Source organism: Microcoleus sp. N9_A2, assembly GCF_036701775.1.
GTDB lineage: Bacteria > Cyanobacteriota > Cyanobacteriia > Cyanobacteriales > Microcoleaceae > Microcoleus.
The window spans coordinates 1-19,690 of sequence record NZ_JAUBRH010000087.1 but is presented as its reverse complement, the minus strand read 5'-3'; the positions used below and the strand labels follow the sequence as shown (position 1 = coordinate 19,690).

General features: G+C 45.9%; 14 protein-coding genes. 9 read left to right on the top strand and 5 right to left on the bottom strand.

What is annotated here, in order from left to right:
• Positions 1 to 206: 206 nt before the first annotated feature.
• Positions 207 to 518, bottom strand: coding sequence for an RNA recognition motif domain-containing protein (locus QUA44_RS28245; protein WP_332996623.1), 312 nt, complete (start codon positions 516 to 518; stop codon positions 207 to 209).
• Between the two features lie 1,066 nt (positions 519 to 1,584).
• Positions 1,585 to 3,267: a tetratricopeptide repeat protein gene (locus QUA44_RS28240; RefSeq protein WP_333256354.1), complete on the bottom strand. Its 1,683-nt coding sequence runs from the start codon at positions 3,265 to 3,267 to the stop codon at positions 1,585 to 1,587.
• 245 nt (positions 3,268 to 3,512) lie between these two features.
• Between QUA44_RS28240 and QUA44_RS28235 the strand changes: the two genes are divergently transcribed.
• On the top strand, positions 3,513 to 5,252 hold the full coding sequence (locus QUA44_RS28235) for a pseudouridine synthase (RefSeq protein ID WP_333256357.1): 1,740 nt from the start codon (positions 3,513 to 3,515) through the stop codon (positions 5,250 to 5,252).
• Positions 5,253 to 5,485: 233 nt separating this feature from the next.
• Here the strand turns inward: QUA44_RS28235 and QUA44_RS28230 are convergent, their stop codons facing one another.
• Complete coding sequence (locus QUA44_RS28230; protein ID WP_333256360.1) at positions 5,486 to 7,942, bottom strand: ATP-dependent helicase; 2,457 nt, start codon at positions 7,940 to 7,942, stop codon at positions 5,486 to 5,488.
• A gap of 166 nt (positions 7,943 to 8,108) precedes the next feature.
• Between QUA44_RS28230 and QUA44_RS28225 the strand changes: the two genes are divergently transcribed.
• Positions 8,109 to 9,110 carry a DUF4349 domain-containing protein gene (locus tag QUA44_RS28225; protein ID WP_333256363.1) on the top strand — a complete coding sequence of 334 codons (1,002 nt, stop codon included), beginning with the start codon at positions 8,109 to 8,111 and terminating at the stop codon, positions 9,108 to 9,110.
• A gap of 192 nt (positions 9,111 to 9,302) precedes the next feature.
• Here the strand turns inward: QUA44_RS28225 and QUA44_RS28220 are convergent, their stop codons facing one another.
• Positions 9,303 to 10,397 carry a RuBisCO accumulation factor 1 gene (locus QUA44_RS28220; protein ID WP_333256366.1) on the bottom strand — a complete coding sequence of 365 codons (1,095 nt, stop codon included), beginning with the start codon at positions 10,395 to 10,397 and terminating at the stop codon, positions 9,303 to 9,305.
• Between the two features lie 156 nt (positions 10,398 to 10,553).
• On the opposite strand from QUA44_RS28220, the gene QUA44_RS28215 reads away from it, so the two are divergent.
• The 7 genes from QUA44_RS28215 (at position 10,554) to QUA44_RS28185 (ending at position 18,897) form a co-directional block, all read left to right on the top strand.
• Positions 10,554 to 11,498, top strand: a complete 945-nt coding sequence (locus QUA44_RS28215) for a response regulator (RefSeq protein ID WP_333256368.1) — start codon at positions 10,554 to 10,556, stop codon at positions 11,496 to 11,498.
• Between the two features lie 221 nt (positions 11,499 to 11,719).
• Positions 11,720 to 12,421 (top strand): bifunctional demethylmenaquinone methyltransferase/2-methoxy-6-polyprenyl-1,4-benzoquinol methylase UbiE, encoded by a 702-nt coding sequence (gene ubiE, locus QUA44_RS28210; protein ID WP_333256371.1) that lies wholly within the window; start codon positions 11,720 to 11,722, stop codon positions 12,419 to 12,421.
• An 89-nt stretch (positions 12,422 to 12,510) separates the two neighbouring features.
• Positions 12,511 to 13,743 (top strand): DUF445 family protein, encoded by a 1,233-nt coding sequence (locus QUA44_RS28205; RefSeq protein WP_333256373.1) that lies wholly within the window; start codon positions 12,511 to 12,513, stop codon positions 13,741 to 13,743.
• Positions 13,744 to 13,940: 197 nt separating this feature from the next.
• Positions 13,941 to 14,249, top strand: coding sequence for a DUF3493 domain-containing protein (locus tag QUA44_RS28200; protein ID WP_333256375.1), 309 nt, complete (start codon positions 13,941 to 13,943; stop codon positions 14,247 to 14,249).
• A gap of 378 nt (positions 14,250 to 14,627) precedes the next feature.
• Positions 14,628 to 15,203 (top strand): alpha/beta hydrolase, encoded by a 576-nt coding sequence (locus tag QUA44_RS28195; RefSeq protein WP_333256378.1) that lies wholly within the window; start codon positions 14,628 to 14,630, stop codon positions 15,201 to 15,203.
• A gap of 631 nt (positions 15,204 to 15,834) precedes the next feature.
• A complete protein-coding gene (locus tag QUA44_RS28190; protein ID WP_333256380.1) occupies positions 15,835 to 17,043 on the top strand; it encodes a DegT/DnrJ/EryC1/StrS family aminotransferase in 1,209 nt (402 codons plus the stop codon).
• Between the two features lie 726 nt (positions 17,044 to 17,769).
• On the top strand, positions 17,770 to 18,897 hold the full coding sequence (locus tag QUA44_RS28185; protein WP_333256384.1) for a glycosyltransferase family 4 protein: 1,128 nt from the start codon (positions 17,770 to 17,772) through the stop codon (positions 18,895 to 18,897).
• A 5-nt stretch (positions 18,898 to 18,902) separates the two neighbouring features.
• Here the strand turns inward: QUA44_RS28185 and QUA44_RS28180 are convergent.
• On the bottom strand, positions 18,903 to 19,690 hold a 788-nt coding region (locus tag QUA44_RS28180; RefSeq protein WP_333310041.1), incomplete at its 5' end, for a transposase.

The following is a 19,690-nucleotide window of genomic DNA, read 5'->3' as shown; positions in this document are numbered from 1 at the left end:
CATGGTCTTCAACAGTTTGAAGCTATCTTCATTGGTTGGAAAACCGCTCTAGCTGGACTTGTGTGTACACGGTAGCTCCTTGGAGGGGGCAAAACTGATTTAGAGGTTTGGGAGTTTTATTTGATGGGTCGATCAAACAACCCGAAAAAAAAGCAGCATTCGCACCTGCCGTCAACTACCAAAACTCAAATTTTCAGTGTCAAAGCTTAGTAGCGTCGTGAAGAGCGATCTTTGTCGCCCCAGCCACCGCCACCGCCCGACGAGCGTTTGTTGTCTTCGCGAGGTTTGGCTTTGTTGACTTTCAAGTCGCGGCCCATCCATTCAGCACCGTCTAGAGCTGCGATGGCTGCTGCTTCTTCTGCCTCGCTTGCCATTTCCACAAAAGCAAAACCCCGCATCTTCCCTGTTTCCCGATCCATTGGCACTTGGACGCGGCTTACAGTACCGTACTCGGCAAATACTTGGCTGAGGTCATCTGACGATACCTCATAAGAAAGATTACCCACGTAAATCGACATAAAATCTCCAGAATCCTTAAGGTGCAGAGAGTTAGATTCGGAGAGACGCTTGTAAATAAACACCAACAAACTACGCCACCGAATTTAATTCTTGAAAAATCACTATAACATGAAGCCAGCAGAATCAGCAATAATTGGCTATCATAATTTTCAATTATGGGTGCCGAGCGGGCAATCGGCAACAGAAAATATTCGTGATAACTGACATCTTACACTCTTGGCGTCATCCGCTTGGTTTCTTGCTGCGCGATCGACCTGAGATCTGAGATTTTTCGTCGCTGTTACCGGGTTGATTGGGTCTGATTGAGAACAGTGCCTGAGATTCAGTTATAACTGACATCAGGCATTTTTATGGAACTGGCAGGCACCCTGCCAGTTCCACCAGATATCAATGTTTTTAGTCACAGATTCATCTTCTGATTAGTTAATGTTTACCGACCATTCATATTATTTACTCTCGAAAAACCTCCCTACAAACCTGCTCAGGCTTAGGATCGCGAATTAAATAATTTACACAAGGAAAGTGGGGTGTCCCGCCCGCCGTTTCTGGACGGGTGTCCCGCCCGCCGTTTCTGGACGGGTGTCCCGCCCATCCCACAACTATCACGCATTGTAAGTTATTTAATTCTCATTCCTTATTTTACCGGACAGGATATTATGACTTCGTGGATTTAATTTCATCGGATATAGCAATACTATTTAATTTGTGAATTAGATTTTTTTGTGCACCGCAGAGGGCGCAGAGAACGCAGAGGAAGAGAAAGAGGGAAAGTTTTATGAGTGTTCGCTGTGAGATCACAGCACAGCTTATATCTCACAGCGAGTTTCCCCCTAGCGATTCAGTTGACAGTTGACAGCTTGCCCTGAGCGAAGTCGAAGGGTTGACAGTTGACCGCAAGATAGCGAGCTCTACCTGGAAGGAAGAGGATTGGAGTAATGAATAGTCTTCTTTTAATTTCTCCCTACAAGGCTTGGGGCTTTAAACCAATTCTTTCTGGTAAGATAGATCTCGCTTCGTGATCTCACAGCGATCACTACTTTGAAAGCTATGATTGGGATGCTCTCATTACCACTTTCCTGACATCGCGCCCTTGAGTCTCAATTCTTCTCGACTGACTAGAGCTTCGTAGTAATCGGGTTTGATTTCGAGGGCGACTCCGTAAGAGCTAATAGCATCTTGAGTTCGCTGCAATTTTTGCAAAACGTCGCCCCGCTGCGCCCAAGCTTCCCAGTTGTCTGGCTTGAGTTGAATCACTTGGTCAAAAGCGACGAGTGCTTGGGAATAATTCTGCATTTCCCCTAGGATCAAACCTCGCTGTACCCAGCCTTGATAGTTGTCCGGCCAGACAGTAATTGCTCGATCGTATGATGCTAGAGCTTGTTCGTACTGCTGCAATTTTGACAAAGCGTTGCCGCGTTTCAACCAAGCTTCAAAATTGTCTGGCACGATTTTTAGTACGCGGTTGTAAGCTGCGACGGCTTCTTCGTAACGCTGCAATTTTTCCAGCGCTGCGCCTTGCTGCAACCCTACTTTTGATGTAATTTCTGCTTCCGAAGTCAGAGAGATTACTTTATCAAAACAGGCGATCGCTTCTTCGTATTGCTGTAATTTTTCCAGAGCTTCGCCTCGCAAGTTCCAAGCTTCTAGAAAATTACCTTCAATTTGTAGGGCATTGCTGTAAGCGATAATTGCCTCTTTGTAGCGTTCCAATTCGGCTAGGGCGATGCCTCTACCCAGCCAAGCTTCGGGAAAATTCGGATTAATTTGAATGGCTTGGTCAAAAGCAGCGATCGCCCCTTCAAAATCTCTCGATTCTGACAGTGTTTGACCGCGCCCGATCCATGCTTCGGGATAAAAAGAATTAATTTGAATTGCCCGATCGAAACAAGCAATTGCCGCATCCGCCCAGTGGTGTTTGAGGGCCATTCCTTTATAAAACCAAGCTTCGCAGTCGTTGGGCTGCATTTGCAGTACGCGATCGTATGCTGTCACCGCTTCTGCATATTTGTGCAATTTTGCTGAAGCAATGCCCCGATTGAACCAAGCCAGACTATTTTGTGGTTGCAGTTGAATGGCGCGATCGTAAGAAGTGACAGCTTCAGCGTAGCGTTCGGCTTTCATCAAAGCCAAACCTCGGTTCAGCCAAGCTTCCCAATTAGTCGGGACGAGTTTCAGCGCGCGCTCGAAAGCCGCCACGGCTTCAGGGTAGCGCTCCGCTTGAACCAACACGTTGCCTTGCCTGTACCACATGGCGGGCAAATTTGGATGAAGTTGGGTTGCTCTTTTGTAACAGCTTGCTGCTGCATCCCACTGCTGCAATTCCTCTAAAACTCGGCCTCGCTGATACCAAGCTTCGTGCTTTTCTGAATTGACTTGAATTGCGGTGTCGAAAGCCACGATCGCTTCTGAGTGATTTTGCAAACTTAACAGCCCTGTCCCGCGCAGCATCCAAGCCCAGTATTCTTCGGGATTAATTGCTGTAGCTCGATCGGCGCAGGCTACGGTTTCTGCGTAGGAATGCAGTTGCTTGTAAGCTTTGCCCAGATTCAGCCACGCCCTGGCCCAGTCCGGCTTAATTTGAACCGCTTTTCCGTAGCAAAGGACTGCCGCTTCGTACCTTCCCGATGCGTACAATCTATTGCCCCGATCGTAATCTGGAAATGCTGCAAAAATTCTTAAAATCGGCGGCAGCAGTGATGGTTGGGGGTTTGAGGAGTTTTCAGGAGCCGAAGTCGAGAGGTCTGGCATACGCCTTGCACATAAAAAATTTAGTGGGATAACAAGCTTGCGGTCTTATATATTAACTTATGCTTTTCTTAATCTCGCTGCTGTTTTGAAACAAATTTAGCATATCAGGCCTCCTGCCACAAATTATGTTTACTTAACTGCAATGTATAAAATTATGCACCGCTTCCATTTTGCGTATACCGCTATAAAATACGGTCTTGACACAAACAAATATTTCCTAATTCAGGTTTCAAACCAAATTTAATATGCTAATTGTACACAGGCTTTTAGATTTCACGGACTGCTTTACCAATTGTGATTCGGGGTCGATCGACTCGCGCCCGAATTATTGGTACGAAGGCCTTTGTCCTGAGAGTGGCGAGCTGCTGAGACTGCCACGTACTCGAATGTCCGAGGATCTCGCGCGGGGTTTGATGCAGTACCTGACGGCTGACGATTTCTACGATCGCGAGGGCAAGATGTACGGCATATTGCTGGTGGAGATGGCTTCGGGGGAACAGGGGATACTCAAAGCATTTTCCGGGCTGCTGAATGGTTGCAGCATTGTTGAAGGCTGGGTGCCGCCGATTCCGGGACGAGATCGAGTTGCTTTCGATGAAGCCCGCACGTTAACTCAATTGGAGGAGATGAAACAGGAACTTATTGCACTGAAGCAACTGCCGCAGCGACAAGAGTATGAAGCCTTATTTCGGGAGTTTGAATTGCAATTGCAAGTTTTGAGCGATCGCCACCGCAATTGCAAGCAGCAGCGAGACGAAAAACGTCAGTTAGTGTGTCAAACTCTCGCAGCAGAAACACTAGAAATTGCCCTGGAACAACTGAATCAAGAAAGTCGTTTGGAGAAAATTGAACGCAGACAATTGAAACGACAGCGGGATGAAACATTGCAGCCGCTAAAACAATTAATTGAAGCTGCTGATGGGCAGATGCGGGCGCTGAAACAGCGACGAAAAGAACTTTCCCGCGAACTTCAGGTGCAAATGCACGCGGCTTACACTCTAGTCAATTTTTTGGGAAAATCGCGATCGATCTCCTCATTGATGCCCGCTAATTCTATTCCCACTGGCACCGGCGACTGCTGCGCGCCAAAATTGCTCCACTACGCGGCAGTACACAATCTGAAACCGCTGGCAATGGCCGAGTTTTGGTGGGGGCCGCCATCGGGGGATAAGATGCAGGGAGAATTTTATGGCGCTTGTGGCGATCGGTGTCAGCCGTTGATGGGTTTTTTACTGTCAGGATTGGCTCAAAATCCGACTGTTTCTAATATGGATAAGGGTTTGACGGGCGGGCTAGAAGCCCCCCGCACAAGGAATAATTTTTCTTGTGGAACGGGCATCTTGCCCGTTACCCAAATGCTACCGATTATCTATGAAGACAAATGGTTGATTGCGGTCAATAAACCTTCGGGCTTGCTGTCAGTTCCCGGTCGTTATCTGGAAAATCAAGATAGTGTTTTCAGTCGTTTGCGTAACTTGTTACCGGATAGTTTGGATTTGAATGCGGTGCATCGTTTAGATTGGGAAACATCGGGTATTTTGCTATTGGCGCGGGACAACGAAACTAGCAGTCAACTCAGACAGCAATTTGCAAAAAAGCAGGTTCACAAAGTTTATGAAGCGGTGCTTTCGGGTACTGTAAAAATTGAGGCGGGGACGATCGATCTCCCACTTTGGGGCGATCCCGCAAATCGCCCTTACCAGCAAGTCAATTGGGAGTGCGGAAAACCCAGTGTTACTCGCTTTCAGGTAATGGTGAAAGAGGGAAATTGCGATCGCGTCGAGTTTTTGCCGCTAACGGGACGCACGCATCAATTGAGGGTTCATGCAGCGGATGTTCGAGGGTTGGGGATACCGATTTTGGGCGATCGGCTTTACGGATGTCGGGCTGCTGCGAACCGGCTACACTTGCACGCGCGGGAACTTTCATTTGAGCATCCGCACTTAGGAGAAAGGCTATACCTAAAGGCAGAAACACCATTTTGAGCTAAGGGCGGCAACGAGAGATAGTCTAGCAGTAGGAATTACATAGAGAGGCAGCAAATATTTATTTTTGAGTAATACAAAGCAACCTGAATTATGAGCAAATTTACAGGTTAGCAGCCACATTAAAACAATCAGAATGCTTGAGAGTTGCGTATTAGATGAAGAAAGAATTTCGAGAAATATATGAAATTCATATAGCAATCCTTGCAGAAGTCGTAAACTTTTTATTTATTTTATATCGCATTACTCGGAAATCTCTGCTTCAAAACAGGCATTACCGGACAAGGTTTTTGCTCCTGCAAATTCTCCGGTTTGTTCCAAGTAAAAGGCCCTTTCTTCTCCGCCGCCATCCAAAGCAAGCTTTTTGCTCGCGTCATCGCCACATACAGCAGTCGAAACTCTTCTGCTGTTTTCAAATAACCTGCTTGTTCCCAGGCTTCGCCTAGATTTGGTAAAGGATATTTTTCGTGCAAACTTGCTCGAATTTGTGCTCTCGCTACCTCTGCTAAAGTGAAATCTCCTAAAAATCGGGCTTGCGGCAAAACTCGCAAATTTCCGGGGATGGTTTGTTCGTGCAGAAACGGCAAAAATACGCAATCCCAATCCAATCCTTTAGCTTTGTGCATGGTAATAATTGTTAGTTGACCTTTGCTTGTATAGCGTTCTTCTATTTTGTCGTCTGCATCCACAGGTTCAAATCTTTCGGAACTGACAATTTCGCTCAGTACGTCCAAAATATTACGCATTGAATTGTTGCCGGCTGTTTGGATTGCTACTCGTTCTGCTAATTTGTCGGCGGTGGCTAATTCTGTTTGGTCGTATTGCAGCGCTAAGGCTAAGAAGGAAATGATTTGGTAGGGTGGCAGTTCTAAGCTAGCTTGCAGCAAACCGCAGCAAAAATAGCGACATTTGCGAACCGGATCTGCCTGCTGGGGGTCTAGCGGGCCTGGGTAAAGAAATTGTTCGGGGCTAGTCGCAAAAGCATTGTAGTCTTGTTTGGGAATCAGTTGTCGATCGCTCAAAATCTTTAATGCTGCTTTCAGGTAGTCTGGAGAGTGCGGGCGATCGAGGAATTGCAGCAGTGTTAAGATTTCCCAAGGTACTTGAGAATGTCTGTCGCGTTCTCCCACATCCTCAATTTTAATCCCGTATTTCCGCAAATCAAAGCTTAATCCGTGTTTTTGAGGATTTTCCAGCACTTCTTTGATAAATTTACCTTGTTTGTTTTCCCGCACCAAAATAGCCATCGATTTCAGATTTTCTAACGGCAATTTGGCACTATTTTCCCCCTCGCTAGCTTCTCCCCTTGAATCGATATCTTTGCCATCCCTGCCAAATTCAAAATCGGCGGGTAAAAATTCCTCTACTAACTCAATTACCCGCTTGCCAATTAACTCAACTGTATGGTAAATATCGCGGGGAGTATGCAATTCTAAACCTCGACCAATCGGAGCCGGATTTGCATTCTGCTGCGGGTCATTGCTCGGTACTGGCTTAATAGTTTGGTCGCGAAAAGGCTTTTCATTTTTCGCTAATTCCGAACCATTTACCCATTGCAGCATAAAGTTAGCCGCATCGATAATTACTTGGGTACTGCGGCCTGCACCGTCCATTGTCGCTAACTTATTCTCCACTTCGCACTCATCGCAAAATTGGTTAAAATAAATCGGATCTGCGGGAGTAAAAGTAGAATTAATCGCTTGATTTGGGTCGCCAACTCTGATAAAATTTTCAAGTGAGTTAGGACTGTCGGTTTCGCTAGCTAATATTTTTAAAAGCTTAGTCTGCAAAGGTGTCGAATCTTGGGCTTCGTCCTCAAAAACGGCAAATACTTGCTTTTGCTCGATCGCCCTCGCCCTCGGATTTTCCAACACCCGCAAAGCTGCTAAAATCATCTCGTCGTAATCGATGAATTCCCGACTCCTCAACAAAGCCTGATATTTTTGATATAAACCCCCAGCTACGGCTAAAATCTCATAACCGTCCCCAGTATCAAAAGCGCTCATTTCTAACAACTGTTCGGGAAATAAACCCGAAGATTTCGCCTCGTGAATCACAGTTTTAGCTACCTGCGGCAAAATTTCCGTCCGCAAAACTGATTGTCGCCGCAGCCTCTCCGTTTCCTCTCCGTCGAATTGCTGTCCTTCCAGCAAAACTTGATATCGGCGGGGATTTTCCGCAATCCACATTTCTACACAGGTGCGAATTAGTCGGTGACTTTGAGTGGGAGTAACTAAGGTTGAATTTTCTAAATTTAAACCTGACAAATCAGGATGGCGCATCGCAATATTCAAAGCTAAACCGTGCAAAGTGTGTACGGCAAAACCGCCTTGATATAAAGACAATTGCTGTAGTCTTTCCCGAATTTTAGCTTTAATATTAGCAGCAGCCGATCGCGTAAATGTCACGACAATTAACTGGCGGCGGTTGTGAAGCTGGTTGCGGGCGATCGCAATTGCCGACGCAGCAGCCATTCCCGTAGACTTCCCGGCCCCTGGAACGGCGGAAACGGCAAGGGGGCCGCCTGTCCAATCCGCCATGTCCTGCTGCCCCGCACGCAAGCTTTCGCGAATTTTAAGGCAAGCTTGTTCTCGCAAAACGACGGCAGAGTCTAACCCAGAGGAAATGTTGCCAGGGTGATCGATCTCGGTTGTCGATCGGCTAAAATCAGAATCAAATTCATCAGTCATTATTGCATCCGCGTTTATCTGCGTTCATCTGCGGTTAAAAATAAAAAAATCTGCAACCTCTACCGTTTCCATTTCGGTATCGGCTAAACTAACGCTATCTATTCGAGCTTAAATTAAAACCAGCATAAAATTCAATACCCAAGCCTTTTTTATAGGAATCATCCAAATGAAAACTCACCTCAAAACCAATTCCCCGCCACACAAGCCAAACCCAAACCCAGCTAACAGCAGCACAACTCGCTTTGCTATTGTGGCATTAGTAACTTTATCCTCCGCTATTGCTTTACCCAGTTGCGGATCTCAACCACCGAGCGCTGACAGCTTCGCTTCACGCAGCAGCAGCCGTGAAAACCAAGTGGCCGCATCGGCTCCACCACCCCCACCCGCACCCGAGTCAGCAGCCCAAAGGGCAAAAACTCCTGGTGCATCAAAAAAAGCAGCAGAAACTCCAGCAACCCGTCCCCAACTGATTAAAAAAGCCCAACTCAGTGTAGTTGTCCAATCTATTGACGCTAGCACTAAATCTGTTACCAACATTGTCGAAAAACAGCAAGGCGATATCTTGGGTTTCCAAAATCAAAAGCCGCCGGATTCCAGTGTCCGCCAAACGGCGTCTGTTGAGATTCGCGTGCCTCAAGAACGGTTAGAAACTACTTTACAGGCTTTGGCAAAACTGGGAAATGTAGAGAACCGTTCTCTGACGGCTGAGGATGTTACGGATCAATTAGTTGACAGCGAGGCTAGGCTGCGGAACCTTCGCAAATCGGAGGAAATGGTGTTAAAAATTATGGAGCGATCGGGTTCTGTCGGCGACGTGCTCAAAGCTGCTCAAGAGTTGAGCAATATTCGGGAGTCGATCGAACGCATTGACGCTCAGTTAAAAAGTTTGCGAAATCAAGTAGCCTATTCGACTATTAGCTTAACTCTAGAAGCAGCAGTATCGGCTCAACAAACTCCCGAACCTTCTCTAGGTTTGCGGGTACAGGAAACTTGGGGGAAAGCGACTCATTCTATGGGCGAATTGACTTTAGGTTTGTTTGCTTTGGGTATTTGGATGTTGGCTTACAGTCCTTATTTGCTGTTAATTGGGGCTGCGGTTTACGGCTTTAATCGATTTAAGAAACAGCCTTCTGTTCCGACAATTCAAGAACCGAAACCGCCTCAGTAGTCAGTAGTCATTAGTCATTAGTCATTAGTCATTAGTCATTAGTCATTAGTCATTAGTCATTCCACCCACGTAAAATTTATGTATTGTGGAACGGCCGGAGAACCCGTTCTTAAAACCAACAACAACTGACAAGTAACAACTGACAAGTAACAACAGTCAACAGTCAACAGTCAACAGTCAACTGCCAACTGACTAATCATCAATTTGCCATCCATCTTTGGTATAGTCTTCATCCACAATCTTTTTCGGACGCATCACCAGAACAACTCGCCCCAAAAGAGGAATATCTGGGGATTGTTCAAACCAGTATAATTCTAAATTGCCAGCGTTATCTGCGAGGAAATAACTCTCAGCATCCCACTGTCTTTTGGCTCGATCGGCAATAATCAAAACTTCTTCAACTTTGCCTTGCAGCGGTACCGGCAATCGATCGCTCATTTCCAAAACAGCCACTGGATCTTCAGCGTTCAAAATTACCTGCCATCCGGGAATCGCCACCCAAGCTCCGGCTCCAGAAAATTTTACCATTCGGAACGGCTCGATTTCCTCCGGCAAAGGCACTGCCAGCAAATCTGTCGTAGAAAGCGGCAATTTGCCCACAACCGGGACAACGCGCGGCAATTGTTCTTCGGTATCCAGCCGGTAGACGGGCAAGCGGGGCGCTTCCTTTCTCGAAACTACGGTAAAATCAACGAGCAACTGCTCGATTTGCGCCCTAGCGGTTTGGCTGCTAGCTAATTTTAAACCGCGAGCAATTAAGCGCGATCGCTCTTGCAAATCGCTTTTCTGTCTTGCTAATTGCCAGCATTGGTAAGCCATAGCATCGCCGGGAGTGTCTGTGAACCCTTGGGGGAGACTCCCGAAGTGCGAAAACTCCTTGATCGCTTTAGCAACTTCGCGAGCATCGTCAACATCCAAGTTGTGGGTTAGCATCAAAGCCGCCGCCCCGGCCCGCTCTACTTGAGAGAGAATCCGAAACTCGTATAAGATATCACTACCTTTGCCCAAAAAGTGCGATCGAACTTCCTCTGAAGCCCCAGCATTTACCATGCTGGTGTAAACTTGGGCTGCGACGCTTACTTGATTTTGCTGAATTGGCTCAAAACCAGTTTCTTCAAAAATCCTTTGAGAGTTGTAGCCAGCTTTTAGCAGTGTAGTGCAGGCCTGTCCCCACTCTACCCAAGTGCCTTCTTTTCGGCGGAGCGATCGAATTAACTTTTCGGCATCCACAGCATTGGTGGAGGATGCAGATGCAGGAGGGGATGAATCTTGCGGTTTATCAGTCATAATTGAATCAAAAACTAGCGCTAAGTTATGTGTGATTGGATACCGGCAAGGCTCGTGTCGCGGCAGAGCGATAGATTAATAGTAAGTGAGTTATGAGACTATTGTTACAGAATAGTTGCTCGCCTAAATTTACAAAGGGGAGTTTATCGTATTGTTATGGATAATGCCATTTCAGAGCTTGATCAAATTAAACGCCAGCTCATGACCCTACACCGACCAAAAAAACCCAAAATGCTGGTAGTAGACGACGAACCAGACAATCTGGATTTACTCTACCGCACTTTCCGACGAGATTTTAACGTGCTCAAAGCTGAGAGCGGAATTCGCGCCTTGGAAGTCCTCGGCATCGAAGGCGAGGTCGCCGTCATCATTTCCGACCAGCGGATGCCCGAAATGAAGGGAACGGAGTTTTTGAGCAAAACCGTGCCCCAGTTTCCGAATACTGTCAGAATTATCTTGACTGGTTTTACGGACATTGAAGACTTGGTGGATGCGATTAACTCAGGACAGGTTTACAAGTATATCACTAAGCCTTGGGACCCGAACGAATTGAAAATGGTGGTGCAAAAGGCTGCCGAGACTTATGAAATTCTTAAGCAGCGGACTGAGGAATTGGATCGCGCCCAAAATCAAATACAACTGTTAGCAACAATCATGCAAACGGCTGTGGATTATCCGAGTTTGGAAGCAAGTTTAGACCCAATTGCTACTGCTATAAGTGATAACTTTTTGGCGGACTATTGCATTTTACAACTGGTGGAAGGAAATGTTTTAATGCCAATCCAAGGCAGTCACACCACAGGTTCAACTGTGGAAAATTGGCTGGCAGATGATCCTCTGGTTCGAGAAGCAATCGCCTCTCAAACTATTCAGGGTGCTGTGAATATTGCGAACGACACAGCCCTAGCGAGCCTCCCGCACTATCAGAAATCCGGCATTCAAGCTCACCTGACCATCCCGGTGATTCACAAAGGTCGATCGATAGCCCTGATTTCCATTCAGTGGAAGCAACCTTGTTCCCTGCGCCCCGACGAACTCACAACAGTTCACCTCGCCGCTCAAGAAGTTGCTTTGGTATTGACGAGTTTTCAGGGTCATTAGTCATCAGTCATGAGTCATCAGTCATTAGTCCTTAGTCATCAGTCGGCTCTAAGTCTTGAGTTTAAAATGATAGCCAACCAATGATTCTCGACAAAAGCTCACCGCTCGCTAACAAATAAAAAAGCCTTAATGACTGGCGACAGCATGACATGAATAGACGGATTAATTATTTTTTCCGGCTGACCAATTACAAATTATCAATCACCAATGACAAATGATCAATGACTAATAACGCCGAACAAATTAAAACTATATTTAATCGAATTGCACCAGTTTACAATCAATTGAACGACTGGTTGAGCTTTGGGCAACACCGGATTTGGAAGCAAATGGCGGTGAAATGGAGCAGTGCAGGCCCGGGAAATACTTGTTTAGACTTGTGCTGCGGTAGCGGGGATCTAGCTTTGCTGCTGGCAAAACAAGCAGGGCCTACCGGTTGCGTATTTGGAGTAGATTTTTCCGCCGAACAATTGGCCGTGGCGGCTTTGCGCGATCGACCTTTTCTTACCCCTGCCAGTCCCATTTCCTGGGTAGAAGCTGACGCCCTAGACTTGCCTTTTGCCGACAATTACTTCGACTGCGCCACAATGGGTTACGGCCTACGTAACGTGACAGACATCCCCCGCAGTCTTCAGGAATTGCACCGCGTGCTCAAACCCGGTGCCAAAGCAGCTATTCTCGACCTCCACCGCCCCAGCAATTCCCTAATGCGGAGCTTTCAGCAGTTTTATCTAGACACTCTCGTAGTGCCGATTGCTCAGCAATTTGGCATGACTCAAGAATATGCTTACATTAATCCTAGTTTAGAAAAATTCCCGATCGGCAAGCAGCAAGTCGCGATCGCCCGCGAAGCCGGATTTGCCACCGCCACCCACTACCCGATTGCCGGAGCTATGATGGGAGTATTGGTATTAGTCAGTTGACTGTTGTCAGTTGTCAGTTGACTGTTGTCAACAGTTAACAGTTAACAGTCAACAATTCCCAATTCCCAATTCCCAATTCCCAATTATTGATGAATCCGTCTGACATTTGGCTGTTGTTTGCCCCACCTGTAGTGGGAGGAATTATTGGCTATTTCACTAACGATATAGCTATCAAAATGCTGTTCCGCCCCTATCGAGCTATTTACATCAAAGGGCGGAAGTTGCCTTTCACTCCAGGCTTGATCCCACGCAACCAAGAGCGTTTAGCAAAGCGAATTTCCGACACAATTATGGGTTCGCTGCTGACGCCACAGGAACTGCAAAACTTAGCGCGCCGCCTCCTGCAAACCGAGCGGATGCAGGAGGTAATTCTCTGGCTGTTGCAGTTGGCGCTGGATCAGGTAAAAGCAGACGCAGAACAAAAAACAGCTAAAATTCTAGCTAACATTCTGCGAGATTTGCTGGGAGAATCTGTGCCGCGAATTCTCAAAGTTTTGGCGCGCCGGGAAGATTTTTTAGAAGCTCAGCTAAATCAAATTTTTGACCAAGTTTTGCTGGAAATTCAGCTAACGGAAGCTCAGGCGGCTCAGCTTGCTGAGTGGTTGTTGCAGGTAGTAATACCCCCGGAAGTGCTGCGGCAGGCTTTAATTGACTTTTTGACCGATCGCAATATTTCGATTATCGATGAAGGGTTTCGAGAAAAAACCAGCGGCACTTATTGGGTTGTCGCCAATTTGTTTGGTTTGCGGAACACTTTAACTCGGCTGCGGACTTTTTGTTTGGATGACAGAGAAGCAACAAATAAGCGGTTAGCAGAGTTAACAGTTTCTTTGGGAATTCGCGGGCGACTTCAGGAATGGCTGCAAAACTTGTCAATGCAAAACTTACCGGTTTCGACTGTGAGACAGTTGCGAAAAACTATGCGCGACAGTGTTCGTAGCTATGTCCAACAGCGGGGTACAGAGGTACTTGAGGGGCTGAGTAAATCTATTGACTGGGAAAATATTTCGCGGTTGATTCTCAATCGATTGCAAACTTCAGCGGTAATGAGCGCTTCCCTGGAAATTGTCAGCAAAGAACTAGCTTTGGTTTTAGATCGTTATTTAGAGCGGGATTTAGAAAATATTGTAGCTCAGGCTATCCCAATTTTGAATATCGACCAGGTGATTGTCGATCGAGTAAAAGGCACTTCTCCCGAAGAATTAGAGCTAGCAATTCAGGGAATTGTCAAAAGCGAGTTGCAGGGAATTGTAAATTTAGGAGGCATTTTGGGTGTTTTTGTCGGCTGTTTGCAGACTGTCATACTTTTGCTGCAGCGATGATTTATCTCCGCAGTTGTGAAATATTTGTTGTAGTATGATATCGATCGCAGAATTTGCACGCACAGTAGACTTGCATTGCATTCATACGCAAGCTCTCTTGAAATTATCTGCGTTTATCTGTGTTTATCTGCCTTTCATCTGCGGTTGCTCGATCGGTTATTTTTTGCCCAATCCTAATTTACTTATTTTCTAAATCTATGCCAGCCCCAAATTCGGACGATCGCACAAACATCCCAAAAAACCCGCGCAACCTCAGCCGCCAACAATACGAGCGTTTAACCGCAGAAATTGCCACTCCCTACCGGCCTCTGCGACAGTTTGTTTACGTAGCTTGTGGCGCTTCGGGCTTGATCGGCGGCGTGGTTTTCCTCGCTAAAATTGCCTCTGGCCGGGAAATTGGCTCTGCTTTGCCTAATTTTGCCCTCCAAGTCGGAGTGGTGGCCCTGATGGTGTTCCTGTTTCGCCTTGAGCAGCGCGCCGACGGCCGAGCCCCGAAGTCGAAGTAACAAAATTTTACATATCAATACAAAAAGATATCTGAGGCAAGGAAAAGTTAAAAATATCAAGAAATCATTACGAAACCCTGGGAAAGCGATCGATCCCTGTCATTATCAGAAAGAATTGGTTTAAAGCCGGAACCCAGATCGGGAGAAATTAAAATCAGACTATTCATTACTCCAATCCTCGGACTTCTTTTGTCAAGTGCTGTCAACTGTCAACTGTCAACTGTCAACTGAATGAAAAAGACCCTCAATATATAAAACAAATTTAAGCCCAGCGCCAGCCTTCACCGATAGAAGAGTGGGCGTTTGGCATTTTGCTAGGAGCGGAAGATTGGTAGATGTGTCACAGTCGAATTAGAAAAGATGTTGGGAGATTTTACTATGATCCAGTCATTTTTCCAAGGGCGGTGGACGTTATTTTTAGCAGCAGGCGCAGGAATTGTATTTTACAGCAGTGCTGCGGCGGCTGCCGAAAAGGTAGTGCTCAAATACAGTGCGATCCGAATGACTTTACCAGTCAGCGAATTAGAAATTTTTGCTGAAACTGGGAAAATGTCGCCCGCTTTAGAAATGCTGCTCGGAAACGCAAAAAAAGACCCGGAAGCGGTTCGCAGAAATCTGACGAGACCGGTAAAAGTCAGTCAAAGGTTTTTGGATCAGACGCTCAACAGTAGTGTTGGGAAAATAATTCTCGATGAAGTGGGTCAGGTAATTCGCACTCCTTCTGGGAATGCAAATCGAGAAGCTTTGCGCGAGGCATTGGTGCTGTCTGCAACTAATGATAACGAGATTACGCTGCTGGAAGCGGTGAAGAATTATCCGGCTCCAGAGGTTAATGTTGAGGGCGATCGTTTAGTTGAAGCTTACGGTAAACTTGTAGCTTTGTCAGAACAATTGGGCGGCGTTTCAGAAAGGCTGCAAGACATTTTGAACAAGATTCGCCTGCCTAGATTGTAGCGGATTTTGTTAACAGGGGTTGATTTGGGCGATCGATCGATTGCACAATTTTTCTGAACCTGCATAAATTACAGCAGAGTCACATTTTATTGTTGCAAAATTTGCCTGATTTTAACACCAGTTAAAAAAATGCAACGGTATACAAGCTCCCAACCCGACGGGAATCAGTCAGTCCCAAATCTCACATCAAAAAATAGTGAATCTCACATGGTATGAATTTACCCTCAAATCTATCCAGGGATAGATGTTCGACAGTTGATAAAAAGTTTACGGGGAGTAACCATATTTTTTTTTAGGAAAGTTTTTTGAGCAAAAAATGCGGGAAAGAGCTTCTGTAGCCGCGATAAACAGAAATACGATCGGCTCGACATTGCAGATTATGTATTTTAAGATAGAGAAACGTTGTCAGAGTCAGGCACTTGCAGAAAAACGACCAGTCATTAGTAAGCTCGTGCTATAACAGATAACATTACGCAACGCATTCCCCAAAACTTTTGACTAAAAAAAGTTAAAAACGGAAAGGGTGAGGGACTGGATTAATTAACAGCACCTCACATCCAAATAAAATCGTACTTGTCAGGGTAGTACACTTTCACTCGCTCGGATCTATTTACTAGCTAATACTAGCAACATGAACAACAATCCTATTCGTTCAAAAGACCGTTTCTTGGTTTTCGGCGCTCCGGCGATCGAAGATGCTGAAATTCAAGAAGTGGTGGCAACCATGAAAACAGGTTGGTTGGGTACGGGCCCGAAAGTCAGGCTTTTTCAAGACGAATTCAATGCTTACAAGGGTTCCCAGTACGCGGTTGCGGTTAATTCCTGTACGGCGGGACTGCACTTGAGCGTCCTCGCTGCTGGCTTGAAACCAGGGGATGAAGTCATTACTACTCCAATGACTTTTTGCGCTACAGTTAATGCGATTATTCACGCCGGAGCAACACCGATACTGGCGGATGTAGACCCGGTGACAATGAATATTGACCCGGCTCAAGTCGAAGCTAAAATAACTCCCAGAACTAAAGCAATTTTGCCGGTTCACTTCGCCGGTCGTCCCTGCGATATGGATGCGCTTTGTTCCATTGCTAGCCATCACAATTTGAAGTTGATTGAAGACTGCGCTCACGCGATCGAAACAGAGTACAAGGGGCGGAAAGCAGGCACCTTTGGCGACTTCGGATGTTTCAGCTTTTATGTCACCAAAAACATCACGACGGGCGAAGGAGGAATGATTCTCGTCAAGCGTCAAGAAGATACCGACAGGCTCAACATTTTAGCCCTGCACGGTATGAGCAAAGATGCTTGGAAGCGCTTCAGCGACTCGGGTTACAAGCACTACGAAGTGGTGGAAGTCGGCTTTAAATACAATATGATGGATCTGCAAGCTGCGATCGGCATTCATCAAATGAAACGAGTCACCCCTTATTGGCAGCGGCGGGAGCAGATTTGGCAGCGCTACAACGAAGCATTTGCGGATCTGTCGATTACTTTGCCCGCGAACCCCGAACCGGATACAATTCATGCTTATCACCTGTACACGATTCTGGTAGATGAAGCCAAAGCAGGAATCAGCCGCGACGAGTTTCTCAACGCTATCAATGCTGAAAATATCGGTGTCGGCGTACATTACATGAGTATGCCGGAACATCCTATCTATCAACAAATGTTTGGATGGCAGACCGAAGACTATCCTAATGCTGCGTACATCGGGCGGCATACAGTTAGCTTGCCGATTTCAGCAAAATTAACAGATGCAGATGTTGAAGATGTAATTGCTGGTGTTAAAAAATGTTTGGCTTTGGGCAAAACTCAGAATTATATTCTGGCAACAGCAGGCTAAATTCCTGAAATAGGATGATTGCTTCGACCCTTCAGAGTTAATCATCCTACTCCTGATTCTTGACTCCTAATCTAAAATCAGGTTGCATCGAAATGATTAGCTTTCTTGGTAATTGGTAATTGGTATCTAAACCTACCTAATACCATTTTTTTAAAGTTATGCAAGACTTATGTAAAAACTCAAAGACATAATTATCAATGTCTGGCGGTATTTTATCTCTATCACATCTTTAAAAAAATGGTATAAAACAACCGAATACCCATATCCCCCCAGCACTTAAAAAAGTCGGGGATAAGACAGCGGGCTCTCCTGGACTTTTGGTAAAAAATGGGGGTTACTGATACCTTTGTCCAAAAGAATGATAGGAAAGCCTTATGGAGCAATGGTTTTAATATTAATAAGGCTGACTTATCACCTTGAAATCAGGAGAGTAAAACAGCGATATCGCTTTTTACGTTTAATTAGGTTGACCTACTTAATTATCCTGACGCCGTTGAGTAATTTTGAAGATTCATGTTATAGCCCAATACAGTTCAGATCTGAACAATCTACCTTCTAAAAGATGCCTGTATCTCCCGTAAATTCGTGAGATTAAATTCGTCTTAGAGCGTTAACCCAACCGTATTGTGTTATAGCCTTTCTCAACAACATGAGGTACGCCGAAACCCTGTGTTGTCAAGCTTTTCTGATCTAATTACATACCTCCGGAAACCCAAAAACCGCTATATGTTAAAATTGATTGCCTTATTCCCTATACATTCCACTAACCGAGGAATCAGCGACGTATTTTTTTCAGTGTGCAAAGAATGGCAAGGCCCAGAGCTGAAGGCTCGCATGGTTGTCCCGAGTTGCGATCGCTCGTGTCGCGGTCCCAATGTAGTTGAAGCAATTCCGTCATTTCTGACAAGACTATATTACTTCAGCCCTAGTCTTCCCAAAATCACGGCAGAGAAGCGTTTTCTCAAAGATATCAAAGATTTTGATGTAGCCTACTTGTGGCCCGGTATCTCAGTTGATGCTGTAAAGAGCGTTAACAAGCACAGCAAGCCGATTTTTATGGAGGGAGTTAATAGTTGTGAAAGCCAAGCTAAGAGAATCCTTGACGATGCTTACTCTCGCTTGGGATTGGAACCTCAACACGGCATTACCCCAGAAAGTATTCAGGATGAAAAGGAAAAACTCAAGGTAATTGATTTTCTGTTTTGTCCTAGTCCGGTAGTAGCAAAATCGTTTCAAGAAGCCGGAGTTCCTGAAGAGAAACTGCTTTTAACGACTGAAGGTTGGTCGCCTAAGCGTTTCCCCAATTATCAATCCCACAAACCGCCCTCAGAGGAAGTTAACGTCCTTTTCCTGGGTTGGGCCTGCGTCCGCAAAGGAGTTCATTTGCTTTTGAAGGCTTGGGAGCTAGCTGGGATTAAGGGAACGCTGACAATTTTTGGCTCGATGGAGCCTGCGATCGCTCAAACTTGCAGTCATTGGCTGAAACGTCCTGATGTAGTTCAATTTAATCATGCTTTCGACTACAGTTCTGCCTATCGCGAAGCTGACTTTTTTGCCTTTCCCAGTCTTGAGGAAGGTAGCCCACTCGTCATCTATGAGGCAATGGGTCATGGTTTGCCCATTCTTGCTTCGCCGATGGGAGGAGGCGGTATTGTGCGTGATGGCATTGACGGCATAATTCTTCCTCCCTACGATACTGACGCCTGGGTGGAAGGACTTCGCCAACTATCTAATTCTCCTGATTTGCGGGCTAAAATGGGAGCCGCCGCCCGCCAGCGAGCTTTGGAGTTGACTTGGCCACAAGTTGCTGCTAGGCGCGGAGAGCAGATTCTGCAGAAAATGAACACAAATTGACACTCTCAGGGCTGAAGCCACTGAGATTCTGCGGACAAAGCAGCTTTAGGTAACACCCAAAGTTTTACTCTCGCTACGGTGGTCAAACACCGTCTACACAGTCGGTCAAGTTTTACACCTAACTTACTGGCTACTTTTCTTAAGATGTTGGCAGCCCCATTCAGATCCGCGTTGATTACAGTTCCATCACCCGAACGATACAGTCCACGTTTAATTCGCTTTCCAGATGCTTTCCACCCAGGCGGTTTTTCACCATACTTGGGTAGGGAGTCTGCATCGAGAAAGCTACTTTTGGAAGTATATGCTTCTTCTGTTTCCGTGAACTTAATGCCGTGCAAATTGCCAAGCTGTTTTAAGCGATCTTTCAATTTCCCTAAGGGCATTTGAACAAACTTCTGATTGTTCAATTTGCCCATGTCAACATTAGATTTAAACCCTTGGTTCCATCCAATTACTAGATTACCGATACCGTATTTTAAACAATGGTCAACGATTAATTTTGCAGCCTTGTTGACACCATCGCGCATTTGGTGATTGCGTTGGCGGGTTACGCGGTCTAACCAACTGTCCCAATAACCCGTGGGCTTTCCTTCTCTCCTAGTCGCTACTTTCTTATTCCAAAGTTGATTCATCCCCTTCATGGCGCGAGCATCAATTAAGAAGGAGTTACCGAGTGTGTCAATACAAGCTGCTAAATTATCAGCGGTTCCCAAATCAATTGATAGTGCTTGATCGTAATCTAAATCGTGTTGCTTACCTTCTACTTCGTAAGACATCTCCAAGTAGAAAGCAC